Origin of the sequence: Aliidiomarina iranensis (assembly GCF_003987135.1) — a bacterium.
In the GTDB taxonomy this organism is placed as follows: Bacteria; Pseudomonadota; Gammaproteobacteria; order Enterobacterales; family Alteromonadaceae; genus Aliidiomarina; species Aliidiomarina iranensis.
The window spans coordinates 292,406-316,400 of the sequence record NZ_PIPJ01000001.1; the positions used below are offsets into that span (position 1 = coordinate 292,406).

Genomic DNA, 23,995 nt, shown 5'->3' on the forward strand with positions numbered 1-23,995 from the left:
GGCTACTGGCGTGGTAGGAAACTCTCACCATAGTCAGTAGCCGGTAAACCGAGGTGGCTGGCGATGCTTTGGCCGATGTCGGCAAAGCTTGTGCGCAGGCCAATATTTGCCGAATCATACTCGGCTATATTCAAATCTGGGCCAAAACAAATTACCGGAATATATTCGCGCGTATGATCAGTGCCTGGCCAGGTTGGATCACAGCCATGATCAGCGGCGATAAATACCCGATCACCAGGTTGCAGAGCAGCAATTAATTCTGGTAAACGCTGATCAAAATCTTCTAAAGCCTTGGCATATCCGGCAACGTTGCGGCGATGGCCATATTCCATATCAAAATCTACAAAATTTGGAAAAATGATGCTTTGCTCTGGTGCCGTTTTAATGGCTTCTAAGGTGGCATCGAAGATTGCATCGTTACCACTGGCTTTCACTTTTTGCGTAATCCCTTGATGGGCGTAAATATCCGCAATTTTACCAATACTAATCACCTCGCCACCGGCGGAAACGAGCTTATCGAGCACTGTGGGTGCGGGTGGTAACACCGAATAATCTCTGCGATTCCCGGTGCGCTTAAAGTTTTCTGCATTGCTTCCCAAAAATGGCCGAGCAATTACGCGGCCCACTCGCAAACCATGATCATCGAGTTTTTGCCGAGCGAGCTCACAAAGCGCGAGTAATGGTTCTAACCCAAAGGTTTCCTCGTGCGCTGCGATTTGTAAAACGGAATCGGCTGAAGTGTAGAAAATAGGCTTGCCTGAAGCCATATGTTCTTCGCCAAGACGAGCGATAATTTCGGTGCCAGAGGCGTGACAATCACCCAAAATTCCGGGTAAGTTCGCTTCATTTATAATTTGCTCAATAAAATCAGCCGGGAATGTGGGCACAGTAGTTGGGAAGTAGTGCCAATCAAATAGCACAGGAACACCGGCAATTTCCCAATGGCCGCTAGGGGTGTCTTTGCCGCGGCTCTTTTCTTGTGCGTAACCGTATAGTGCCTGGCAAGGGCCGTTGAAAGAAAAGCCGGCTGGGCGTTCACCGCCGCTCTCTTCGGCCAACAAACCTAACCCCAGCTTCTCTAGATTTGGAAGCTTTAATGGCCCTTGCCGATCGATATTAGCTTTGCCAGCAGCACAAGCTTCGGCAATATGGCCAAAAGTGTTTGCACCCACATCACCAAAATCTTCAGCATCGGCAGAAGCGCCAACACCGAAAGAATCGAGCATTAGAATAATTGCACGGGCCATTATTTACTCCTTACGCATCGTCTGCGGTAAGTGTCTCATAAACAACTGGATCAAGCTCAGGCAAAGTTTCGCTTAAGCCAATCGAAGCTTTCAACTCAACGGAAGCCGCTGCGGCACTCACCTCATCTTCAGCGTGAATCATGGCTAAAGGCCGATTGCTATCCACGAAGGTGCCAATCGGCGCAATTTCGCTCAAACCAACCGCATGGTTGATGCTATCGGCAGGGTTTGAACGCCCACCACCTAATGTTACTACAACTAGGCCTAAATCACGGGTGGCTACTTCGGCTACATACCCCGGAGAATCAGCATATACCGGCATGATTACCGGCGCTTTCGGGAGATAACCTTGCCAATTTTCTAAGAAATCAGCCGGGCCGCCTAATGCATGCACCATTTTACCAAAAATTTCAGCCGCACGGCCGGAATCAAGCGCATCATTCAGCTTAGCTTTTGCTTCATCTTTAGTGGCGGCAATGCCACTTAGTAATAGCATTTGCGTAGCCAATGTCATGGTTACCCGATGTAAACGCGGATTACGGCGTACACCGGTTAAATATTCAATGGCTTCACGCATCTCGGTGGCGTTACCCGCAGTATCACCTAATGCTTCATTCATATCAGTAATCGTAGCTGATGTGCGCACACCGGCGCCATTCGCTACCGCAACAATGCTGCTAGCGAGTGCTCGCGAATCTTCTAGGCTGGTCATAAACGCGCCATTACCGGTTTTTACATCCATCGCTAGGGCTTCTAAACCAGCCGAGAGCTTCTTAGAAAGAATAGAAGCAGTAATCAACGGGATAGAATCAACCGTAGCGGTAACATCACGAATGCTATAAAACCGCTTGTCCGCTGGCGCTAAATCGGCCGTTTGGCCTATGATTGCCACACCGATATCTTTCACGATACGTTGAAAATCGGCCAAATCGGGTTGAATGTTATAACCGGGGATACTTTCGAATTTATCGAGGGTTCCGCCCGTATGGCCCAAACCGCGGCCTGCTATCATTGGCACATAACCGCCACAGGCTGCCACCATAGGGCCGAGCATTAAGCTTACCGAATCACTTACACCGCCGGTTGAGTGCTTATCAACAATAGGGCCGCCTAAATTAAAGGAATCCCAATTAAGCACCGTACCTGAATTCATCATTTCTTCAGTTAGCGCAACTCGCTCCGGCATAGCCATGCCGTTAAAATAAACCGACATTGCGAATGCGGCTACCTGACCATCAGTAACATTTCCGTTGGAAATACCTTTTACGAAAAAGGCAATTTGTTCGCGAGTAAGGGTTTTCCCATCGCGTTTAGCTTTGATTATTTCTTGTGGCAACATCTCAGTATCCTCCTGATGCCGTGTGTTCTTGACCACCTTCCAAAGTAGCCACTAAATTTGCGCGCACTGAGCTGACACCTAAGCGAAAACACCTTGGGTGAACTGCATCGGCACCTAAAATTTCTTCCGCGGCCTGCATGTAAACAAGTGCATCGCTTAGATTACGAATACCGCCAGCTGGTTTAAACCCAATCATGTGGGTGGCATGAGCGGCGCTTTTGTTCGCCTTCTGTTCTTGGATGTAGTTAGCAATAACTTGCAACATTATTTTAGCCTTTTCTGGCGTGGCGTTTTCCGCCACCTTACCGGTTGATGTTTTGATAAAATCAGCACCACCGGCGATAGCTATTTCAGCCGCTTTTGTTATGAGCTCTGGGGTTTTCAATTCACCTGTTTCGAGAATTACTTTAAGCCGCGTTTGCGAACCACATTCAGCTTTACAGGCCTGCACTAATTGCAGCGGTGTTGTGGTATCGCCGGCCAGTAATGCTCGATAGGGTAACACAACATCTACTTCATCGGCGCCATAGGCAACGGCTGCGCGAGTTTCCTTCACAGCGATATCGATATCTGCATTGCCGTGAGGAAAATTAGTTACCGTAGCCAAGCGCACGGAATATAAATCACGCTCATCCAGTAGTTTGCGTGCAAGGGGTAAAAATCGAGGAAAAATACATAACGCGGCAACCTGCAAACGTTCAGTAATCTGAGGGTTGGCGCTTGTATCTTGCCAACTGGCATTGGCTACTAAAGCAGCGATATCGGCTTCAGTTTCTTGATCGGTAAGGCTGGTTAGATCAAGTAAAGCGAAGGCTTTGGCGGCATCAGCGGCGGCCAATTGAGCATCGTTCATGGTGTTGTTCCTTGCTGCTATTCTTTTTTAGGTTCGTGATTGTTTTTTTGCCTGTATCGTTACGCACTATTCATTTGCCGGTAACAATTGCTCAGGCCCAAACGAGTGGGGTAATAGTTCTTGAATTGTCATTACCGCACGAACCCCTTCCGGCCCGCAAATATGGATGCGGGTGTTGGCCGTTGCGAATTCACGTATTCGTTGGCGGCAACCACCGCAGGGTGAAACGAGCCCCTCACCATTGCCAATAACGTACATATCATTGATTTGGGTTACTCCAGCCATCACCATGGCGGCAATCGCACTGGTTTCAGCGCAGTTACCCTCAGGGTAAGAAGCATTCTCTACATTACAGCCAGAAAAAATCTCACCATTCGGGCCTACAATTGCGGCGCCCACGGGAAACTTTGAATAGGGCGCATAGGCCTTACTTTGCGCTGCTTTCACAGCTTCCAGCATTTGTGTATCGGATAAAGTATTTACTGAACTCATCTATGCAATTGCCTTAGGGTTGAAACGCGAAGGTGCAAACGCCAACGTATAAAATTTGAAAAAGGGCCGATATATTACCTGACTTTTTCAATTGCCGCTAACCAACGTTGATGAAGCGCTTGGCGCTCTTGTTTGTTGGTTTTTGGGCTAAAGGTACCGGCACTTTTACAGAGCGGCGGTAAATCGGTAAGTGAACGAAAAATGTTTACTTCTAGGCCGGCCAAGAATGCCGCCCCACGCACACTGATTTCGGCTGTGTCCGCACGCACTACCGTGTAGCCGGTAATATCTGCAAGGGCTTGCATGAACCAAGCGTTATCGGTCATGCCGCCATCAACTTTTATCGTGTCGATGGTTTGGCCATCAGCCACCATGGCTTTGAATAAATCTCGACTTTGCAGTGCAACACTGCGCAATGCTGCCGCGGCTAACTGTTTTTTCCCTGTATCGCGTGTCATTCCGAAAATGGCGGCGCGAGCATTTGGCTGCCAGTAGGGCGCCCCCAATCCGGTAAAAGCAGGAATCAGTATTTCGCTTTGTTCCGCACCTATGCCTTCGGCTAAGGATTCAGTTTCAGCTGCGGTATCAATAATTCCTAATTTATCGCGCAACCACTGCACAATGGCGCCGGCCATAAAGATGCTGCCTTCGAGGGCGTAAGTGGCTTCGCCGTTAAGTTGATAACCAAGAGTACTGAGTAACCGATGATCGGACATTACAGGTTGCTCACCGGTATTTACTAACGCAAAACAACCGGTGCCATACGTGCTCTTAATTTGCCCCGGCTCGATACAGGCTTGGCCTACTAGAGCCCCTTGTTGATCGCCAATTAGGGCGCCAACCGGTAAATCGGCGCTTTCATTTTTTTCAGAGGTTTGGCCGGCAAAGGTAATTTCAGTTTCTGCTTGAAATAGTGTGCGATCAACCATGGCAAACGAACTCGCGTTATCGCAAATTTCTGGCAACATAGCGGTAGGTACACAAAATGTTGCACAGAGTTCTGGATCCCACTGGCGAGTGTGTAAATTCATCAGTAATGTGCGCGAGGCATTAGTTGCATCGGTAGCGTGCACTTGGCCGCCACTTAAGTGCCAAAGTAAGAAGCTATCAACAGTACCAAACGCCAACTCTCCCGCTTCGGCCCTTTGTCGGGCGCCTTCCACATGATCGAGTACCCAAGCAATTTTGGTGGCCGAAAAATAAGGATCGAGAAGCAGCCCCGTGCGTTCTTGCACCCAATCTTCCAAATCGTTATCACGCAGCTCTTGGCAGTGATCTGCGGTGCGGCGATCCTGCCAAACGATGGCACGGTGAATGGGCTGCCCCGTAGCTTTATCCCAAACTATGGTGGTTTCTCGTTGGTTAGTGATTCCTAAAACGGCAAGCTTAGAAACGTCAACACCCGCATCTTTAATGGCTTGGCGGCAAGCTAAAATGGTGGTTTGCCAAATATCCATGGGCTCGTGTTCAACATGGCCGTTGGCAGGGAAATGTTGGGGAAATTCTTGTTGGCCGCGGCCTTTAGCTTCTAGCTTGGTGTTGTAAACCATGGCTCGGCTAGAGGTGGTGCCTTGGTCGATTGCCAAGATATATTGGCCTTGATGCTGGGCGGCAGAGCCGCCAGCAGAAGCATTCGTGCTCATAGTAAACTCCTGAAGGTCAGGCGATTACGATAGCACTTGTAACGATGGTGTCCAGTTTTTGCTGAGCGCTTCGGCTTCCGCACGCTTTGCTATACGCAGATTCACATGGCCTACTTTACGGCCCGGGCGTGAATCTTTGCCATACCAGAAGGCTTGTACCCGCGAATCCTGCCATAGCTCTGTTGGAATTTCAGCGCATCCAATGGCGTTCAGCATGAGTGTAGGTTGCACGGCGAGCTTTGGAAAAGGCATGTTGGTAAGGCTTCGAATATGCAAATCAAACTGGCTCGCGTTACAACCTGTTAGCGACCAATGGCCGGAATTGTGCACCCGTGGTGCAATTTCATTTACAAGCAACTCGGCTTCTTCGCCATCGCCTACCACAAAGAATTCGATGGCAAGTGTACCTACATAGCCCAAATGTTCGGTGATTCGTTGAAAGGCTAATTCCGCCGCTTTTTGCAAGCGTAAATCGGGTGCTTCAAAACCAGCAAAGGTATGGCTGAGAATGCCTTTAGTGTGCACATTTTCAACCAGTGGGTAGCAGAGTATGCGGCCATCTTTGGCTCGAGCACCCACAATAGATACTTCTTTGGTAAATGGAATTAATGCTTCGATAATACCCGGTTGTAACCCGGCGGAATGTGCAAGGCTCTCCGCTTCAGCTGCGGCAGATGCACTCTCGGGGCTCCAACGCCATTGGCTTTTTCCATCGTAACCACCAAAAGCGGCTTTGATAACCACAGGCTGTTGCCACGTGCGAAGCGTTTGGGTGAATTGATCGGCGGTTTGGAATGCTTGCCAGGGCGCCGTTGCGATACCAAGATCATCACAAAGCTTTTTTTCTAGTTGGCGGTGTGTGAGCGGCCGAATTTTATCGGCATCGGTGAGTAATTTATTCGCGGCCAAGGCAACATGTTCGGGGTCGAGTTGTTCGTGTTCCCAGCTCACTACATCGGCCCATTGCATGGCTTCTTCAATGCTTTGCGAGAGTGCCACGTGGGCACCGGCAGGCATTACTTTATTGGTGCGTGTGTTAACTAATAAACATTCGTGCCCAAGTTGAATGCTGCTTTGTGCGAGCATTTGCCCAAGTTGGCCATTACCGAGTATCAGAAGTTTCATGAATCAAGTTCCAATTTGCTATTCGCTAATACGGCTTCACGTTGCTTACTTCTGAATTCACGCACTTTATTTTGTACTTGGCTATCGGTTGTGCCAATCACCTGAGCTGCTAGTAGGCCCGCATTGGCCGCGCCGGCTTCACCAACGGCTAAGGTGCCAACGGCAACACCCTTCGGCATTTGCACGATGGATAGTAGGCTATCAAGGCCTTTAAGTTGTTTACTAGCAACGGGCACGCCAAATACCGGAAGGCAGGTAAATGCGGCTAGCATTCCCGGTAAGTGTGCAGCGCCACCGGCGCCGGCAATAATAACGCGGGTATCGCCTTGTTCAGCTTCAGCCATGGTAGCGGCTAGTAAATCTGGTGTGCGGTGGGCGGAAACTACGCGGGCTTCCCAACTCACCCCAAAATCTTCCAGCATACGCGCAGCTGCCTGCATTGTTGGCCAATCGGAGGTGGATCCCATTAAGATAAGCACAGTGGCCATTTACAGCTCCTGCTATTCTTGGCGAATAGATAAATATGAGGGTGCATTTATTGAAAGCCGCGGATTATAACAGAAAGTTGGTTACTTCGCATACGTTTAATGATGGCATTGCAACGGCCTAACATTGCTTTAGATGGAAATCAGCAGAAGCTTAATTTGCGGTAAAGATAAAAGCTTCATTTGTAAACTAAGGTACACTGTTAGATTGCTCGGTAAGTTTATAGGTCTAAACCTTCATGTTTAACGTTATAAGTGCCACAGAGTTTGCAGCGCGATATATAGAGAGAACATAGAATTGAAGCAAAACCTCGGTTTGCAGGCACAAGCGCACTTGAATAGCGCAACGCAGGGTTATAAAAGCGCAATTTGTGCGTGGTGCTTGCGGTTGCCTGTTGGAATCCCGCGGCTAAAGCATGGTCTCTTGCTTGTGTTTGTTTTCTTGCTGAGTAAATTTATTTTCTTTCCCGTGCACGGAGCTGAAGGTTTATGGCTCCCTGAGCAGCAGCCGGAGTGGCCAACTCAGCCGCATAGTTCGGCGGTATTGAAAGTAGGTGGCTGCACGGGCACCTTTGTTTCGCCCGATGGCCTAGTGCTTACTAACCACCATTGTATCTTAGATTTACTACAATATCGCTCCACGCTCGATAACAACTACCTTACCCAAGGCTTTTTAGCAATCAATCGAGATCTTGAATTACTTGCACCGCCAGATTTCGTTGTTGCGCAAACACTGGAACGTACTGATGTAACCAATTTGGTAATGCAGGGCGTTTCGAATAGAACAACAGGAAGCGCTCGGTTTAACCTTATTGCCAGTAACCGAAATGCACTACTGCGCAACTGTGAAGTTGCTGAGGGCATCAGTTGCCGAGTTGTGGAGCATTACGATGGCCAAGGTTACTTGCTCGTTCGTGATCAAATTTTTCCTCGCGTAAAACTGGTATGGGCACCACCGGTTAATGTAGGCCACTTTGGTGGTATCGAAGATAACTGGCAGTGGCCCCGGCATAGCGCTGATTTAGCATTGTTGCGGATTTACAATGCCGATGGCTCCGCCTACGAGCCAAGCCATTGGCTGCCGCTTTCTCCGGCCGCTCCAGCGGATGGCGAGCCGGTTTATGTGGCTGGATTTCCCGGAATCACCCAGCGTTATCGGTTACAGCAAGAAGCGAGCATGGCGTTTAATGATTTTTATCCGCAAGTGATTCGCTATTCAGAACGCTGGCTAAGCTTGATTGAAAAAGCGATGGCAAATAATCCTGAGATAGCGCTCCGCTACATCCCGATGCTAGTTAGGCAAGGTAACCGCCTGCAAAATTTAGTGGGCATGCTAGAAGCGGAGGAGGAATATCACGCGCTTGATTTGATCGCGCAGGAAGAAAAAGCGGTGCGAGAGTGGATTGCCAGCTCAAACGATAGCGAGCGATATACGGCGGCAATACAACAAACAGAGCAGGCGTTAGCGCAGCGCCAAGGTTTTCTGCAGCGGCAATTATGGTGGAATTTCTTTCAAGAGCTGCAATTACCCTTTATTGCCCAACGCTTATATCGTTTAGCACAGGAATCGGAACGTAGTGATGCGAATCGAACCCGGGGCTTTCAAGCCCAGCAAGTACCTGCTATTCGCTCGGAGCTGGTGAGTAAAGTACGCCAGTATGCGCCTGAAGTGGAAACTGAATTATTGATTGAATTGCTGCTGCTGTATCAAAAACTACCTAGCGAGCAAGCGATACCTTTTGTTGAAGAATTTTTTGCCTTGGCAGAGAACACAACTGAAGAGGCGATTCGAACAAAGGTTGCAGCGATTTACGCCGAAACACGGCTAGGCCAGATTGAAATAGTGGATGCTCTAGTTGCCCTGCCGATAGCTGATTTGCGTCAAAGCGAAGATCCATGGATACAATTTGCAGTGGCTTCTGCAGATGCAAGATTACAATGGGATTTGCAGGAACGAGAATTACGTGGCATCGAGCAACAAGGGCGCTCAGTGCTAATGGAAGCCTTTCGGCGGCAAGCACTTAGCGTGGGTGAGCGTTTACCCGATAACGCCAACCGAACATTGCGTTTGAGTGCGGGCATAGTGGCACCGCAGCAAAACTCGGAAACTCAGCTTGCACAGCCAACGCAAGGGCTTGAAAACGCGATACAAAAAAATGCAGAGCAGGCGAGTGCAGCGCAAGAAAACGCATTGCGAAAAAATTCTCAGCAAATAAGCGCTCCGCAGGAAATAGAGGCTCTGCTCACAAAGGCTCCAAGCGAAAATGCAATGGGAACCTCGCGAACCACTTTAGAAACTTTGTTAGCGATAGCCGGAAGTGAACCTCGTTACGAGCTGCCATTTAATATGCATGCGGCGGTTGCGGTGCACGGTGCCGGCTGCCTTGCGGAAAACGCAAATCAACTTACCCTTAATTTTCTCTCTACGGCCGATGGTACCGGAGGCAGCTCCGGTAGCCCTACGGTAAACAAACGCGGCGAACTGATTGGCTTAGTTTTCGATTCCACTACTGATGCAATTTTAAGTGATTGGCATTTCGATGAAACGCGCCATCGTTTGATTCATGCCGATGTGCGTTATCTTCTTTGGTTGCTGCGTTATGTTTATCAAGCTCATGAACTTATGGCAGAGTTAGGTTTTGAAGAGAACGGCGCAACCTGTACTTTGAATGGTCAGCCGGTTATTCCAAGGCCAGCTCGAGTTGACGATTTTCATCAGGATCCGGCAGAGTAAAGCCAATGCCAATTAATCTTACTGGCCGTTGCTTGGCGCGAGGCCACGCTTCGCTTAGAAGTTGATAGTAAAGTGAGGGTGAAACACGGTTGCTCACACGGCTTACCGTTGTTTGCGTGAAATCATTAAATTTCAACTTTACCGTTTGCCCTTTGGCGTGCAGATCTTGCCAACGCTCGCCCCCTGCTCGGCGCTGCAAAGATGGTAACAGAGTATTCTCCAAGAAACGCTCCGCATCTTTTAATTGTGTAAAATCGCGATGCAGTGTTTCCTCTACACTCACTTGCTTGCGCAAACGCGTGGTTTGCACTGGCCGATCATCAACACCCAAGCAGCGCTGAAATAAGAGCATGCCGGAGTGTTCACCGAGTAAGCGTTGCAGTTTCATTGGATCCGCGGCTTGAATATCACCTACTAAACGGTAGCCTGCGGCATTTAAACGCTCTTGGCTTTTTGGGCCAACGCCAGGAATGCGTTTCAATGGTAAGTTTGCCAGGTATTGAATAACCTTTTCTGGTGGTACAACAAATTGCCCATCGGGCTTTAATTCTTCCGATGCAATTTTAGCTACCATTTTTTGGCAAGATATCCCCGCTGATGCGGATACGCCGAGCTCGCGAAGTTCTTTACGAATCGCCTCTAATGTTAAACTTGCACTGCCTTGAAAGTGTTCGTTTTCGCTGAGGTCGAGATAAAACTCATCAATAGAGGCAGGCTCAATGCGATCGGTGTAACGAAGTAATACGGCCAAAACTTCTTTCGACATTGCTTTGTAACTGGCCATATCCGGCTTTACAAAAACTAAATCAGGGCACAGGCGGCGAGCTTGATGGCCCGGCATAGCACTGCGTACGCCGAATTTTCGCGCTAAATAATTGGCCGTAGCCACCACACCCCGATCACCACCGCCACCCACGGCAAAGGGCCGATGGGCAAGCTTTGGCTCTTTCAGCACCTCAACTGCGGCAAAAAAGGCATCGAGGTCGAGCAGTGCTATTTTTCGAGTGTTTACTGATTCTGGCAATAGGCGCTCATTCTGATGATATCAGCCTGCGGAAGGCTGAATTTCTAAAGTAATTAATCTAAATCACGGTTACTGCGTATATACAGTTGTACGCTTTACCTGCTGAGAGTGTACCACAGCGAAGAAAAGCAGCGCACAGGCTGTAAGAAAGAGCAGCTAAATTGGATAATTAGTGTGCAAGGTAGTTTCACCATAGGAATTTTCCCGTTATAATCGCTGTACGTATTCAGCAATCGAATTATTTTTTGCTCTAGTTGTGAATCAATAAACCATTGAATTGCGCTAGGTGCCAATCGCATAAACTGCGAACAGGAGAAAGCCGTGAAGTTTTTAAACCAAATCAAGTGGAAACAAGTTTTGGCCGTGTTTGCCGGTGTAGCTATTGCCGGTAGTGTAATGGCCGTTTCTGTGGATATGTCACGCGAGGCGATAGCCGACCGTATCAAACCAAGCGCTAAAGTACGTTTGGCAGGTGATGAAACTGCGCAAGCGAATAGCAGCCCAGCAGCGATGCAAGAGGGCTCGCGCTCCGGTGAAGCGGTATATAACCAAGCATGTGCTGCGTGCCATGCGGGTGGTGTATTGAACGCACCGCGCACAGGTAACGCTGAAGATTGGGAACCGCGTATCGCAAAAGGTATGGATACGTTGTTAGAGCATTCAATTAATGGGTTTAACGCAATGCCTCCTCGCGGAACTTGCATGAACTGTTCTGATGACGAAATTCTAGCTGCTATTGAATACATGATTGAAGATATCTAACAGCCCGATATTCGCTAAAAACAAAAAAAGCTGCCCATTCGGGCAGCTTTTTTTGTTTTAAGTCAATGTACTTATAAGAATAGCTTTTGATGTCTTTCTATTCTTTGAAAGTAGTAATATACTGCCGAATATATACATTAAAATAACATTTCTTATTTGAAGTGTTAGATAGCTGGGTGAGGTTGCTCAAGGGTGAGCGTAAAGTACCAAGATGCTCCAAAACTAGAACCGGAGGTACAAATACGCCGATTAGAGCGTGTTGTAGCAAGGCTGAAGGTTTTAACACAGAAGTATCGGCAAGCTGAAGTTATTCAGCAGGCTCTTTTTCGTATTTCCGAATCCGCATCCTCCGCGCAAAACATGGAACAAATATATCGTGATGTGCACCGCATCATAGGTCAGCTGATGACCGCCAAGAATTTTTATATTTGTTTGTACACCGAAGATCGCGAATCATTCACTTTTCCCTATTTTGTGGATCAATACGATGATGCCCGTATGGTTGCAGAAGTGCCTGCTGAAGCATTAATGCGTGGTATGACCGGGTATGTATTGCGTGGTGGCGAGCCTATTCTGTGCACGAAAGAGGATATCGAGGCTTTAGTTGAGGCGGGTGAGGTTAATTTCCTTGGTTCATTACCGGTAGATTGGCTTGGAGTACCACTCATCGCGAACGATGAGTTTATTGGCGCTATGGTGGTACAAAGTTATGCCGAGGAAATGCGCTATAAAACGGAAGATCTTGAGCTGTTAATGTTCGTTTCTCAGCACGTGGTGAATGCGCTCGAGCGCTTCCGTCACCGCGAATACTTGGAATCTGAAGTAGCCAAGCGTACTTCTGAATTACAGCAAACTAACGTTGATTTGCGTAGTGAAATTGTAGAGCGAGAGAAAGCCGAACTGCAAACTGCAGTGCTCTTCTCAATTTCAGAATTAACCAACACAGCCGAAGACATGCCTACCTTCTACAAGCAGCTGCACGTTGAAGTTTCTCGCTTGATTCAAGCAGAGAACTTTTATATTGCGTTGTTAACTGAAAACCGGCAACAGGTGTATTTTCCCTATTATACCGATGAAAATAGTAGCCAAGCACGGCAACGGAATTTGCAAAAAGGCCTTACCGAATATGTGCTGCGTACTCGCAAACCTGCGTATGTAGATAACAAAATCCGTGATGCTCTTATTGCCAAGGGAGAGGTTGCTCTTTCGGAATCTCGGGGCACTTTAGCGCATCAATGGTTGGGTTCGCCGTTAATGCTTGATGGCCGCATTTTTGGGGTAATTGCCACCCAAACCTATGCCATAGATAAACCCTTCTCCCGGGAAGATTTAGAGCTGCTAAACTTTGTTGCCCACCATGTTTCAGTGGCTATTGATAGGCGTAGAGCGGCTGAGCAACTCGCCAAGGCGAATAGCTTTTTGGAAAAGCGAATTGCTGAACGAACTGAAGAATTAGTAGAAGAAATTGAGCGGAGAAAAGAAATCGAGGCAAAGCTTTATCATGATGCTCACCACGATAACTTAACCGGCTTGCCGAACCGAGCGATGTTTGCTGAACGAGTGAATCAAGCATTGGCGCGGCAAAAACGAAACCCAAAAGATAATTTTGCATTGTTATTCGTAGATCTCGATCGCTTTAAGAATATCAATGACACCTTAGGCCACTCGGCGGGCGATGAGTTTTTATTAGAAGTATCAAAACGAATTTATGGCGCCATTCGGGAGCCCGATTTCTTGGCGCGCCTAGGCGGTGATGAGTTTGTTATTTTGCTGGAGCCCGTAAGAACAGTAGATGATACAAAAGATGTAGCGAGCCGCATTATCGAGGTGATGAAAGCGCCATTCACGTTAAACGGGCAGGAACATTTTTCTGGTGCCAGTATTGGTATTGCTACTTGCAGAGGGCCGGATGACACCACTGATAGATTACTACGGGATGCCGATGCGGCAATGTATGAAGCGAAGAATCTAGGGCGCGGCCGTTATGTAGTATTTGATGAGGCGATTCGCAGTGGCTTGGTAGATGCACTCAATCAGGAAGCGGCTCTTCGCCATGCGAAGGCCAAAGAAGATTTTCTGCTTTGGTATCAGCCTATCTATTCCTTACAAGGCGACACCATCAAGGGTTATGAAATGTTGCTGCGTTGGAAGCGTGGCAAACAAATTGTGCTTCCAGGTGAATTCATGGCCTTGGCGGAACGCTCTGGGGCTATTATTGAAATTGACCAATGGGTGTTATCAGAAGCGTGTAACTTGATTAAAGCTCGTAAGGCAAGAGATTACAAATCATTGCCTGTGCATGTGAATCTTTGTGTACAACACTTGTTGCGGCCCCGCCATGTGCAAACCTTGATTGATTCAGTATCTCGTTTGCAGGTGCCGCACAATTTGATTGTCTTAGAGTTCGATGAGGATTCATTACAAAAAGAAGATTCTCGGCGAATTTTATCGAGTTTGCGGAAGTTAAAAGAAGCAGGTTTCACTCTAGCTTTAGATGATTTCGGAAGAGTGACTGGGCCACTGCATTTTATTTACAACTATCCTTTCGACATCATTAAGCTTGATAGAAATTTTGTGGCCCAAGTTGATCGTAAAGAGCGCGCTCAAGCTATGGTTCGGCATATCGTAACCCTCTGTAAAGAGCTGGGTATTGAGCTCAGTGCCGAGGGTATTGAGAGTGCCTCGCAGCGCCGCGAACTTGAGCAACTCGGAGTAACTAGGGGGCAGGGAAATCTGTTGAGTGCGGCACAAACCATTGAGGGCGTGCACGGTCATGGCAGAGCACCGCAAGAAGCAAAAGCTCAAGATGAGAAAAGTACTCGAGCGGAACACTCGAAGTAGTTCTATTTCCGTAACATTTCTCGCAAACGCGCCACATTCGATTCGGTTTTCGCCTGTTGCTCCTCTTTGCTTACCGGTTTTCGTTGATCTTCCCAATCGATATCATCTTGCGGTAGTTCCATTAGAAAGCGGCTTACTTCGGGGCGCACCGTTTCGCCGTATTGGCGCCGTTGTTTGGCTAACGTAAAGGTTAACTTGCGCTGAGCTCGTGTAACCCCCACGTAAGCTAAGCGGCGCTCTTCCTCGATATCATCATTATCAATGCTGGTTTGATGCGGGAGTAAGCCTTCTTCCATGCCTACTAAAAATACATAGGGGAACTCTAACCCCTTCGAGGAATGTAGAGTCATCAGCTGAACCTGATCGGAATCATCTTCCTCATCTTGGCGCGAGAGCATATCGCGTAGCACTAACTTAGCAACCACTTGGTCGATCGAAAGCGGGTCGTTTTCAGGGCTCCCCATCAACATATCGCTCACCCACCGAAATAATTCATTCACGTTTTTAATGCGCATTTCCGCAGCAGCGGGACTGCCACTACTCTCAAACAGCCAATCTTCATAGTGAATACTTTGAATCATTGCTTTTACTGCTTGCGTGGCATGTTGCTCGCCGGAATCGCTTTCTCTGGCGGTATGTAAAATCAGTTGAGTGAATTCTTGCACATCTTGGAATGCGCGGGTGGCTAACAAGGTTTTCAAGCCTGAATGCTGGCAGGTTGCGAACAAGCTAAGATTCTCTTGATGAGCGAGCTGGCCGATTCGTTCAATAGTTTGCGGGCCAATCCCCCTGCGCGGCGTGTTGATGATGCGTAAAAAAGCATTATCATCGTTGGGGTTAACCACTAGCCGTAGGTAGGCCAAGATATCCTTCACTTCCGCGCGGGCAAAGAATGATTGTCCGCCCGTAATTTTGTAGGGAATACGGTTGTTCATTAAGGCTTTTTCAAAAATTCGCGCTTGGTGATTACCCCGATATAATATGGCGTAATCGCCATAGCGGGTGCTATCCATAAAGCGCTCGCGAATAATTTCCGCAACAACACGCTCAGCCTCATTCTCTTCATTCTTGCCAAAAATCACGCGTAAAGGCTGGCCATATTCCATGGCGGAAAAGAGCTCTTTTTCAAACACATGTGGGTTATTGGCAATGAGAATATTGGCGCTTTTTAAAATACGGCCTACGGAACGATAGTTTTGCTCAAGCTTTATTACTTTAAGGCTTGGAAAATGCTGTTGTAGTAGCGCTAGATTTTCCGGTTGTGCGCCGCGCCAAGAGTAAATACTTTGGTCATCATCACCTACAACGGTAAAGCGGCCGCGCTCACCCACAAGCAAGCGCACTAATTCGTATTGGCTGGTGTTGGTATCTTGATACTCATCTACCAACAAATAGCGAATGCGTTGCTGCCAGCGTTGGCGAACCTCAGGTACTTGTTTTAGCAATAAGGTGGGGAGCAAAATGAGATCATCAAAATCAAGAGCGTTGCAGGCTTTTAAATGCCGTTGATACGCCGTGTAAAGCTCCGCGAATACGGCATCATCTGGATGTTTGTCATCGGGTTGCACGTGCTCGGGGAGCAGCATGGCATTTTTCCAGTGGCTAATGCGCTGTTGTAGGCGTTGTATTACAGCCTTATCGGCATCAATGGTATCTTCACAGAGCGCACTAAGTAACGCAAAGCTATCTTGATCATCGAACAGCGAGAAACCTGGCTTAAAGCCAAGCATAGCCGCTTCTCGGCGAATCATATCGAGGCCTAAGGTATGAAAAGTAGATACTCGTAAACCGCGGCAATTTTTACGGCCTAAGCGTTGCGATATACGTTCTCGCATTTCTCGCGCCGCTTTGTTGGTAAAGGTAACCGCAGCAATATGATTAGCTTTGTAACCGGCTTGGGTGATCAGATAAGCAATTTTCTCGGTTATAACTCGAGTTTTCCCACTACCCGCGCCAGCGAGCACCAACGTAGGGCCGCTAATATATTCAACTGCCCCTTGTTGTTGTGGATTTAATTGCATGCTTTTGCCACCGCTACACTAAATGCTGATACAAATGGTAAGGCGCGCATTGTAACCGAATTCGGCCATATGCCATAACTTGAATTTGCGGTATGCTGTGATTAGTGAAAGGTATAAATGCTTGGCAATTGAGCCAATTAACTCGCTAAGGAAAAACCAATGATTGATGCAAAAAAAATTGAACAAATCGCAAAGCAAATTACCGAGAGCATCCCACCGGGTGTGCGAGGCATGGCCGATAATATGGAACAAAAGGTAAAGCAAGCTGTACAAGGGCAGTTGAGCAAGCTAGATGTTGTTACCCGTGAGGAAATGGAAATACAGCAACACCTTATTCTGCGCTTGCGCCAACGAATTGAAGCCCTCGAAGCAAAATTAGATGAACAGGATAAAGCTTAAGCCGGCTCACGGTATATCGAAACTGGGATTTTTGCTACTGAAGTTCAAAATCCTTTGGAGTTTGTGAGTGCTCGCTTCATGGTTACAACGGTTTAGCACACGTACGCAATTTTTTATTGCCATTGCTGGCACTGGAATTTTTCTAGTTGCTGTGGTTTTGCTCGGTGTGCGTAGCTATTTTTTGAATAATTTTTCGCGCTATATTGCCGAGCAAGAACAGCAACGCTTGCAGCCGGTGGCTGCCGTGTTTGCCGAATATTACACGCAAACCGTTGAAGAATTGGGCGCTCAAGGCATTAATGAAATTGCCGAAGATAACTTATGGCGAAGAATAGTAGCCGCAATTCAACGTGATTTATTGCTAAATCCAAGCCGCGTAAATTTTGCGCCGGAACTTAGTTTTACCGAGCTAAATTTAGAAACCCTTTCCGGTTATCGTGTGTTTGGTGTTGATATCGACGATCCCGTATCAGTAGCCATTCTTAATAACGGCGAGCTTATCGCGACGCTCAGTACCACCATGCCTCGCGAGCAAATGTTACCTATCGATTTAGTGTTTCGTGAGCAACAAGAAAAGGCACTGTTGTGGGCTGGTGCAGTAGCACTTACCGTGGCTGCCATAGTTGCTTGGTTACTCGCCACGCAACTGCGAAAAAGACTCCTGCGATTACGGCAAACAACTCAGCAAATTGCATCCGGTGATTATCGGGATGCCTCGAATGAAGCGATGCTTACTCGACAAACAGGCGCAAAGGATGATATCGCTGAGCTCTCTGAAGCCATTCATCGATTAGCTGAAACCTTAGCCAATACGGAAAATCAACGTCGGCAATTTATGGCTGATTTAGCTCACGAGTTGCGTACGCCATTAACTATTTTAAAAGGTGAATTAGAAGCGGTTGAGGATAATATTCGGCAGCCCGATAAAGCATTTTGTAAGTTGTTGTTGGCGCAAACTGAGCACTTAAATCATCTTGTGGAAGATTTTCATTCTTTGGCCCAAGCTGAGGCTTTGCAATACCAGTGGCAAAGCATTGATTTAAAGGCACTGTTAGCGCGCTCTGTAGAGCAAATAGCCACCCAAACCGCAACTGTGGGGCTCAACATTAAATATGTTGCGGCAGAGCATCCAATTTGGCTTCAGGCCGATGATCACCGCCTCCAACAAGCAATTATGAACTTACTACAAAATAGTGTTCGCTATACTAAAGCGCCAGGACAAATTTTTGTTCGATTAGGGGTGGATAAGATTACCCGCATGGCTTGGATAAGCATAGAAGATAGTGCGCCTAGTGTTGCTGAAGAGCATATTCCGCAGTTATTTACGCGATTTTATCGAGTGGACCAAGATCGTCAGCGCGCCACAGGTGGTAGTGGCTTGGGATTAGCTATCGTTGCGCAAATTGTGCATGCGCATCATGGTACTGTGAGTGCACAACCAAGTTCGTTGGGTGGGTTACGTGTTGATATCAACTTACCTTATGCACCCAACTCGCATAATAATTTGGCGCGAAAGGGTGCTATGAGAGGTAAAGCTCCATGACCGATATCTTAATCGTTGAAGATGAAGCGGCAATACAACAGTTGCTAGTTGATTATCTGCAACAAGCTGGGTACAAGGTGAAGGCGGTTAAGCGAGGCGATGATGCGCTCGAATGCATTCGCGAAAGCGCGCCTGATTTAGTGCTACTAGATGTTATGCTTCCAGGTATTGATGGCCTTGAAGTGTGCAGGCAAGTGCGCGAATTTAGCCATGTTCCGATTGTTTTCCTAACGGCGAGGCACGATGAAATCGACCGTATCGTTGGTTTACGGCTCGGAGCCGATGATTATATTGTAAAGCCATTTAGCCCGCGCGAAGTAGTGGCAAGGGTTGATGCCATGCTGCGGCGGAGCCGATGGTATTCTGAGTTGGCCGAAAAAGGCGAAAGCACAGGTTTGCATATCAATAATCGTGATTATCAGGCTTTTTGGGGTGATCAGCTTCTTGATTTAACACCGGTAGAGTTTCGTTTATTGAGTGCATTACACGCTCATCCGGGTAGAGTGTATCGCCGCGATGAATTGATCAACATTGCTTACGATGATCACCGTATCGTGAGTGATCGCACCGTGGATAGCCACATTAAAAATTTACGGCAAAAGCTGCATGCTGCTGGTGCCGGCGATATTATTCAGGCGGTGTACGGTGTTGGTTACCGCTATCTGTTATGAAAGTGAATGCTAAAGCTCCACAATTTCTCCATATTTAGCGCATATTTACTGCATCTTTTTTGGCGATACTGGCGGTGAGTGATGAAGCCATCCCGGCTTTTAAGGAGTGAATAATGAGAACATTAAACAAATTTAGCGCAATGATTATATGTCTTTTACCCTCGGTAATAATGGTAAATGCGTTTGCTACTGATAACACCGCAACAATCACAACAGCGATGGTTCGAGGGGATGCGCCGCCCGCACCGCCCAAGGCTCCTAAGCCACCGCAAGCCAACCGTATGACGTGGGTGGAACATATCAATGTTGATGGCGAGGTTGATCCTGAGACTCTTCGCGAGCGCGCAAGCGAAATGCGCACAGAGGCGATGCGTGAACGCTTTCAAGAGTTTGATTTGGATAGCGATGGATTTATCACCCAAGCGGAATTAACCGAGGTACTCGAAGCTCGTGCCCGAGAAAACGCAGAGCAAATGTTTCAGCGCTGGGGCGATGATGGCACTGGTATGATTAGCGAAGAACGCTTTTTGGAAAATCATCAAGAGCGGCTAATTCATGTGAATCGATTACGAGGTAGCCGCGATTTGTCAGCAGAAGATCGAGAAAGAATTCGCCAAGCGCGAGAACTTGCTCGTGAAGCCGGGCGAGAAGGCCGTGAGCGCGTGATTGAATTACGCGGGGAACGTGCCGGGCGCATGCGAGTTCTCGAACAAGATATTAGCCGAACAGTTGATGAAGATGGAAATGAAGTGATTATTATTAAACGCACTTTGGATAATGGAAATTAATGCAGCTGCATTTTATTTCGGCTGAGCATCACATCGGTTCCACATTAAAAAAGAGAGCGCTTGCGCTCTCTTTTTTATTTCTAACTTTCAATAGCCATCATGATTGTTAGCTCGATAGATTACTTAAAGCTTCTCGCAAGTTCTTATCGTCTTTAGCGAGTAAGGTAGCTTCAGCTCTCATTGCGTTGGCTTCTTCAATGCGATTTTGTTGGTGGTAGATTTGTGCCAGACGGTAATGCGGCCACCCTGGGGGCACTGCATCCGGAACCCGGTTCTCGGCAAGTATTCGCTCTAAAGCGCTTGCCCCGTTTTCCAGATCCTTACCCGATTCTGCCGCCAATTTACCCCATTGATAATATACCTGGCTAAGCAATTCATAGTCGGCATCGTTGTCCGCATTGGCGTTCTCAACAATATGTTGAATTTGTATTAGGGCCTTATCGAAGTGTTCGCTATTTATTCGTTGTAAAATATAGTTAAAACGAATATCTAAATTGTTCGGCTGATCGTTAAACCAAGCCTCCCAAGCGGCCTCTTCATCAGTAAAATCACCAGAAACAGCGGCAAGTACAATATCAGCTTGAAATCGCAGCGGGCTATTTAGTTCGCGTAAACGTTGAGCGTGAGCCGTGGCCTGCTCTTTATCACCACCGGCGATGCCTGGAGCATTTGCATGGAATTGGAGCAAGCTTAAATGCGCGAGCTCGTGATTCGGGTCTTTTTCTAACGCTTCATTCCATTGATTGCGCATCCGCCGTGCCAAAAAAGGCAAACGCAATGCGCTCGCATCATTCATAGAAAGTACGGTAACGATACCTTCCAAGAAATGATAATCAGCTGTATCGCCTAATTCGCTATGGAGCTCCTTAAGGCTTTGCTCCGCGGCTTTATGATCATTCTCGCCAAGTGCTTCAACAACTTGTGCGAACTTTTCATCAATTTGTTCAAAGCTGAAATTCTGTTGCCGCGCTTGTGCATTCACTGCGAGACCAAACCAAAGCATTAAAACGATAAATAACTTGGGCGTTAAAGAGTTTTTCATAAATACCTGCGCGTAAACTTGATGAGTAGCTAGCATAACGTAAAAGTATTGTTACAAGTTAGTAAAAAAGTGTTTCAAAATATTTCTTAGGGGCGCTGTTACAGGCAAATCCCCCACGGATTCCTAGCTCTTAAATAGTGTTCTTGCGCTCGAGTTAGCTATTAACTAGCGGCAAAATGTCGGCCAATGGCATGGGCCTATGGAAATAAAAGCCCTGAATTGCATCACATTTATGGATTACGGCAAACTCCGCTTGTGCAAGCGTTTCCACGCCTTCTACGATTAGCTCTTTGTTCAAGCTTTTCGCAAGGTGAATAACTGATTCGGCAATCTTCCGGCTTTCCGAACTTGCAGAAATGTCCTTGATAAAGGAGCGATCGATTTTAATAATATCTACCGGTAATTGATGTAATAACCCAAGGCTTGAAAACCCCGTGCCGAAATCATCTAAGGAAACCTTAATGCCGAGCGCACGCAATTCGTTTAATTTCTTGGATAAGTAGGCATGGTCTTTACTCAACACACTCTCAGTTAATTCAACGTGAAGCGTGCTCGGGCTTACTTGGAAATGATGAAGCGCACTAATAATAGAATCTACTGAATTCCCTCGGTCGAATAGCTGCGCAGATAAATTAACTGCCATGGTTAAATGAGGCGATATTTTTTGTAATTTAGCGAGTGATTCTAAGGCATTTTCTAAAACCAATTCAGATAAGGCAATAATTTGCCCTGTTTGTTCGGCTACGGGAATGAAATCACCTGGCGGAATGTAACTGCCGTCCGCTTGCGGCCAACGGGCTAATGCTTCGAAACCGATGATTTCATGGTCTACTGCGGAAACCACGGGCTGGAAATGCACAGCAAATTCTTTGTTTTCTATACCACGTTGAATTTTTGCACGAAGTAAATATTGTTTCTCATACCTCATGGCCATTTCGTGATTAAAAATCGAGTAAGTATTTCCACCCTTTATTTTCGCTTCCGACATCGCCACATCAGCATTTTGAATTAACTTGGTAGCGCTTTCGTTACTATCGTTAACTGAGGCAATACCAATACTGGCGGTAAGGTGAACATTCAGCTCACCGATTGCGAAGTTGCGGCCAATCTCAGTATTCAATTCATGGGCGAGCTGCACAGCACTTGCTTCTGAGGCATTAGGTAGGAATATAATAAATTCATCGCCACTAAATCGTGCCGCCAGCGCATCTTTGGGTAAACAGGTTTGTATCCGTTGTGCGGTTTCTGCGAGTAACTTATTACCTACCGTTAAGCCAAGGCTATCGTTGATAGGTTTGAAACCATCGAGGTCGATAAAAAGCACCCGAATGCTATGGGCAGTATATTCGGATAATAACGATTTGATACTTTCTTCAAGAACATCACGCCGCAGCAAACCTGTTACCCCATCGAATTTTGCCAGCTGCGCTAGCTTTTGGCGTTCTAATTGCAATTTATTGTTGGTGTCGATAACGAAAATGAAAAGCATGGAAAGTACGAAGGCAAACAATAATACAAGCTGGTTAGTGCGCGCCTGAGCCCATAACAAACTGAAATCAGAAATAACCACGGTAAAATTTGGGGTATAAAACTCCATCAAAGTTTGGGTATTTGAATATTGAAATGGATATCGGTTATCTAATTGATTTTTATTGAATACTTCAAATTCAGGTGCGTTGATGGCAATAAATATATCATTGGCGAGCTCAAGATATAGCTGGAAGAACTTAAGATGCTCAACCTGTCGAAAAGTGGAAAACCCTTGTAAATCGATAGCCACTAGTATTTGTGCCTGCAGGACATCATCTTCAATAATAGGCTCGGAAAAGAATAAAATTGGATGGCCCTTATCGATGGATACAGCAGAAACAGCAAAAGCTTGTTCGCCTTGATGCTCAGTAAACCATCCGCCTACTAAATTAGTGATTCCATTTTCGGAAAAGGTACTTGAGTTAAGGATATTGCTTTGTTCAGCTTCACTTTGATGCGTGATTTCGCCCGTAGGGTTGAAAACGCTAATCGATAGTGCATGGCTATGATCGCGAATAAACAAATCGAGGTCTAACTGCTTCAATGAAGAGTTACTCTCGGATAGGGCCCACCGAGTAGCTACTTTTTCAATGGAGGTGTTGTACGTTACCAATTTTTGCTGCAATTCATAGGAAGCTTGGTTCACCAAAGAACGAGAACGCGTTTCAAGCTCTTCAGTATTAATTACCGAAAGTGAAAGCCAAATGATTAAACCAAAAAAGGATACCAAAACAGCCGGAATTACCGTTGATTTTATTTCTATAAAAGGAACATTGGCACAGCTACAGCGAACTAACGAAGCGAGGCCTAATACTCCCACGATAACGGCAAGGAGTGATATGCCGATAGGGTTATCAAGCGTTGTTGCAGGGGTAAATTGGTAAACCCAACCGGTAACAATAATAGCAACAGAAAAAAATAAAGCGGTTGTGCCAAACATCAACCACGTTATGTCGCTTGCTTTGCTCTTTAAATTGAAAAGGCTGCATATGCCAAGAATGAGAATAAAAGTAGCTAAGGCGAAGGGGGCTATGCCGTTGCCATTTGTAGCCACGGAAAAGCGTTCTGGGTTGAGCGCTCCAAGATACAGAAACACTGCGTAGCTGATACAAAAAAGAGCGGCTGCTGTGCGCACGCGTGGCTTAGTTGAAACACCCAGTAGCATAGTGCCGCCAATTACCAGCATAGATATTCCGGAAACCACCATAAACTCAGGTTTTAACAGATGCACGGAACCGGCAAAGCGATACACAATCGCTAAGATACCAGTAAGCACAGCGGTTAATGCTGCAGTTACATAATATGCAGCTGATACCTCTTTGTTTCTTAGAATAAGCACAATGAGTTCTTCTTATAGTTTCAGATTGAAAAGGCCACTACCGGAAAGCGGCAGCATACTCTAAGTCATTCTGCACAACAGTACTTTGGAGATTTCGTAATAGGTAAACATTGAGTG

18 protein-coding genes are annotated in these 23,995 nt (G+C 46.8%); 7 read left to right on the forward strand and 11 right to left on the reverse strand.

Translation table 11 applies throughout. The features are described from left to right. Positions 1 to 2: 2 nt before the first annotated feature. The 7 genes from CWE08_RS01325 to purE form a co-directional block, all read right to left on the reverse strand. Positions 3 to 1,247, reverse strand: coding sequence for a phosphopentomutase (locus CWE08_RS01325; protein WP_126764869.1), 1,245 nt, complete (start codon positions 1,245 to 1,247; stop codon positions 3 to 5). Between the two features lie 10 nt (positions 1,248 to 1,257). Next, positions 1,258 to 2,586: a thymidine phosphorylase gene (gene deoA / locus CWE08_RS01330; RefSeq protein WP_126764870.1), complete on the reverse strand. Its 1,329-nt coding sequence runs from the start codon at positions 2,584 to 2,586 to the stop codon at positions 1,258 to 1,260. A 1-nt stretch (position 2,587) separates the two neighbouring features. Next, the gene (gene deoC, locus CWE08_RS01335; protein ID WP_126764871.1) at positions 2,588 to 3,439 is read right to left on the reverse strand and encodes a deoxyribose-phosphate aldolase; all 852 of its coding nucleotides are present in this window, start codon (positions 3,437 to 3,439) and stop codon (positions 2,588 to 2,590) included. A 66-nt stretch (positions 3,440 to 3,505) separates the two neighbouring features. Further along, on the reverse strand, positions 3,506 to 3,931 hold the full coding sequence (gene cdd / locus CWE08_RS01340) for a cytidine deaminase (RefSeq protein ID WP_126764872.1): 426 nt from the start codon (positions 3,929 to 3,931) through the stop codon (positions 3,506 to 3,508). Between the two features lie 74 nt (positions 3,932 to 4,005). Beyond that, positions 4,006 to 5,574, reverse strand: a complete 1,569-nt coding sequence (gene glpK, locus CWE08_RS01345; protein ID WP_126764873.1) for a glycerol kinase GlpK — start codon at positions 5,572 to 5,574, stop codon at positions 4,006 to 4,008. 24 nt (positions 5,575 to 5,598) lie between these two features. Continuing rightward, positions 5,599 to 6,699 carry an ATP-grasp domain-containing protein gene (locus CWE08_RS01350; protein WP_126764874.1) on the reverse strand — a complete coding sequence of 367 codons (1,101 nt, stop codon included), beginning with the start codon at positions 6,697 to 6,699 and terminating at the stop codon, positions 5,599 to 5,601. Beyond that, positions 6,696 to 7,187: a 5-(carboxyamino)imidazole ribonucleotide mutase gene (purE, locus tag CWE08_RS01355; RefSeq protein WP_126764876.1), complete on the reverse strand. Its 492-nt coding sequence runs from the start codon at positions 7,185 to 7,187 to the stop codon at positions 6,696 to 6,698. Before purE ends, CWE08_RS01350 begins: the two co-directional genes overlap by 4 nt. A gap of 427 nt (positions 7,188 to 7,614) precedes the next feature. Between purE and CWE08_RS01360 the strand changes: the two genes are divergently transcribed. After that, entirely contained in the window at positions 7,615 to 9,918 is a 2,304-nt protein-coding gene (locus CWE08_RS01360; protein ID WP_241973816.1) for a S46 family peptidase, read from the forward strand. Here the strand turns inward: CWE08_RS01360 and dinB are convergent. Continuing rightward, a complete protein-coding gene (gene dinB, locus CWE08_RS01365) occupies positions 9,866 to 10,942 on the reverse strand; it encodes a DNA polymerase IV (RefSeq protein WP_126764880.1) in 1,077 nt (358 codons plus the stop codon). The two genes, CWE08_RS01360 and dinB, sit on opposite strands and share 53 nt — an antisense overlap. Positions 10,943 to 11,263: 321 nt before the next feature. Between dinB and CWE08_RS01370 the strand changes: the two genes are divergently transcribed. Further along, positions 11,264 to 11,704, forward strand: a complete 441-nt coding sequence (locus CWE08_RS01370) for a c-type cytochrome (RefSeq protein ID WP_241973802.1) — start codon at positions 11,264 to 11,266, stop codon at positions 11,702 to 11,704. Between the two features lie 192 nt (positions 11,705 to 11,896). After that, the gene (locus tag CWE08_RS01375) at positions 11,897 to 14,545 is read left to right on the forward strand and encodes a sensor domain-containing phosphodiesterase (RefSeq protein ID WP_126764881.1); all 2,649 of its coding nucleotides are present in this window, start codon (positions 11,897 to 11,899) and stop codon (positions 14,543 to 14,545) included. A gap of 2 nt (positions 14,546 to 14,547) precedes the next feature. On the opposite strand, the gene rep is transcribed toward CWE08_RS01375, so the two are convergent. After that, the gene (gene rep / locus CWE08_RS01380; RefSeq protein ID WP_126764883.1) at positions 14,548 to 16,566 is read right to left on the reverse strand and encodes a DNA helicase Rep; all 2,019 of its coding nucleotides are present in this window, start codon (positions 16,564 to 16,566) and stop codon (positions 14,548 to 14,550) included. A 159-nt stretch (positions 16,567 to 16,725) separates the two neighbouring features. Here rep and CWE08_RS01385 point away from each other — a divergent pair, with 159 nt between their 5' ends. The 4 genes from CWE08_RS01385 (at position 16,726) to CWE08_RS01400 (ending at position 19,967) form a co-directional block, all read left to right on the forward strand. Continuing rightward, positions 16,726 to 16,965, forward strand: coding sequence for an accessory factor UbiK family protein (locus CWE08_RS01385; RefSeq protein WP_126764885.1), 240 nt, complete (start codon positions 16,726 to 16,728; stop codon positions 16,963 to 16,965). A 67-nt stretch (positions 16,966 to 17,032) separates the two neighbouring features. Continuing rightward, positions 17,033 to 18,508, forward strand: coding sequence for an ATP-binding protein (locus tag CWE08_RS01390; RefSeq protein WP_126764887.1), 1,476 nt, complete (start codon positions 17,033 to 17,035; stop codon positions 18,506 to 18,508). Next, positions 18,505 to 19,179 (forward strand): response regulator, encoded by a 675-nt coding sequence (locus CWE08_RS01395; protein WP_126764889.1) that lies wholly within the window; start codon positions 18,505 to 18,507, stop codon positions 19,177 to 19,179. The genes CWE08_RS01390 and CWE08_RS01395 overlap by 4 nt, the downstream gene beginning before the upstream one ends. Positions 19,180 to 19,292: 113 nt before the next feature. Further along, positions 19,293 to 19,967 carry an EF-hand domain-containing protein gene (locus CWE08_RS01400; protein ID WP_126764891.1) on the forward strand — a complete coding sequence of 225 codons (675 nt, stop codon included), beginning with the start codon at positions 19,293 to 19,295 and terminating at the stop codon, positions 19,965 to 19,967. A 106-nt stretch (positions 19,968 to 20,073) separates the two neighbouring features. Here the strand turns inward: CWE08_RS01400 and CWE08_RS01405 are convergent, their stop codons facing one another. Both CWE08_RS01405 and CWE08_RS01410 read right to left on the reverse strand, forming a co-directional pair. Continuing rightward, complete coding sequence (locus CWE08_RS01405) at positions 20,074 to 21,009, reverse strand: tetratricopeptide repeat protein (protein ID WP_126764893.1); 936 nt, start codon at positions 21,007 to 21,009, stop codon at positions 20,074 to 20,076. A gap of 154 nt (positions 21,010 to 21,163) precedes the next feature. After that, positions 21,164 to 23,878: a putative bifunctional diguanylate cyclase/phosphodiesterase gene (locus CWE08_RS01410; RefSeq protein ID WP_126764895.1), complete on the reverse strand. Its 2,715-nt coding sequence runs from the start codon at positions 23,876 to 23,878 to the stop codon at positions 21,164 to 21,166. Between the last annotated feature and the right edge of the window lie 117 nt (positions 23,879 to 23,995).

Coding starts and splice junctions, on each gene's coding strand:
- CWE08_RS01325 (WP_126764869.1), bottom strand. CDS start 1,247: ATGGCCCGTGCAATTATTCTAATGCTCGATTCTTTCGGTGTTGGCGCT.
- purE (WP_126764876.1), bottom strand. CDS start 7,187: ATGGCCACTGTGCTTATCTTAATGGGATCCACCTCCGATTGGCCAACA.
- CWE08_RS01350 (WP_126764874.1), bottom strand. CDS start 6,699: ATGAAACTTCTGATACTCGGTAATGGCCAACTTGGGCAAATGCTCGCA.
- CWE08_RS01405 (WP_126764893.1), bottom strand. CDS start 21,009: ATGAAAAACTCTTTAACGCCCAAGTTATTTATCGTTTTAATGCTTTGG.
- rep (WP_126764883.1), bottom strand. CDS start 16,566: ATGCAATTAAATCCACAACAACAAGGGGCAGTTGAATATATTAGCGGC.
- CWE08_RS01400 (WP_126764891.1), top strand. CDS start 19,293: ATGAGAACATTAAACAAATTTAGCGCAATGATTATATGTCTTTTACCC.
- cdd (WP_126764872.1), bottom strand. CDS start 3,931: ATGAGTTCAGTAAATACTTTATCCGATACACAAATGCTGGAAGCTGTG.
- CWE08_RS01385 (WP_126764885.1), top strand. CDS start 16,726: ATGATTGATGCAAAAAAAATTGAACAAATCGCAAAGCAAATTACCGAG.
- deoA (WP_126764870.1), bottom strand. CDS start 2,586: ATGTTGCCACAAGAAATAATCAAAGCTAAACGCGATGGGAAAACCCTT.
- glpK (WP_126764873.1), bottom strand. CDS start 5,574: ATGAGCACGAATGCTTCTGCTGGCGGCTCTGCCGCCCAGCATCAAGGC.
- deoC (WP_126764871.1), bottom strand. CDS start 3,439: ATGAACGATGCTCAATTGGCCGCCGCTGATGCCGCCAAAGCCTTCGCT.
- CWE08_RS01395 (WP_126764889.1), top strand. CDS start 18,505: ATGACCGATATCTTAATCGTTGAAGATGAAGCGGCAATACAACAGTTG.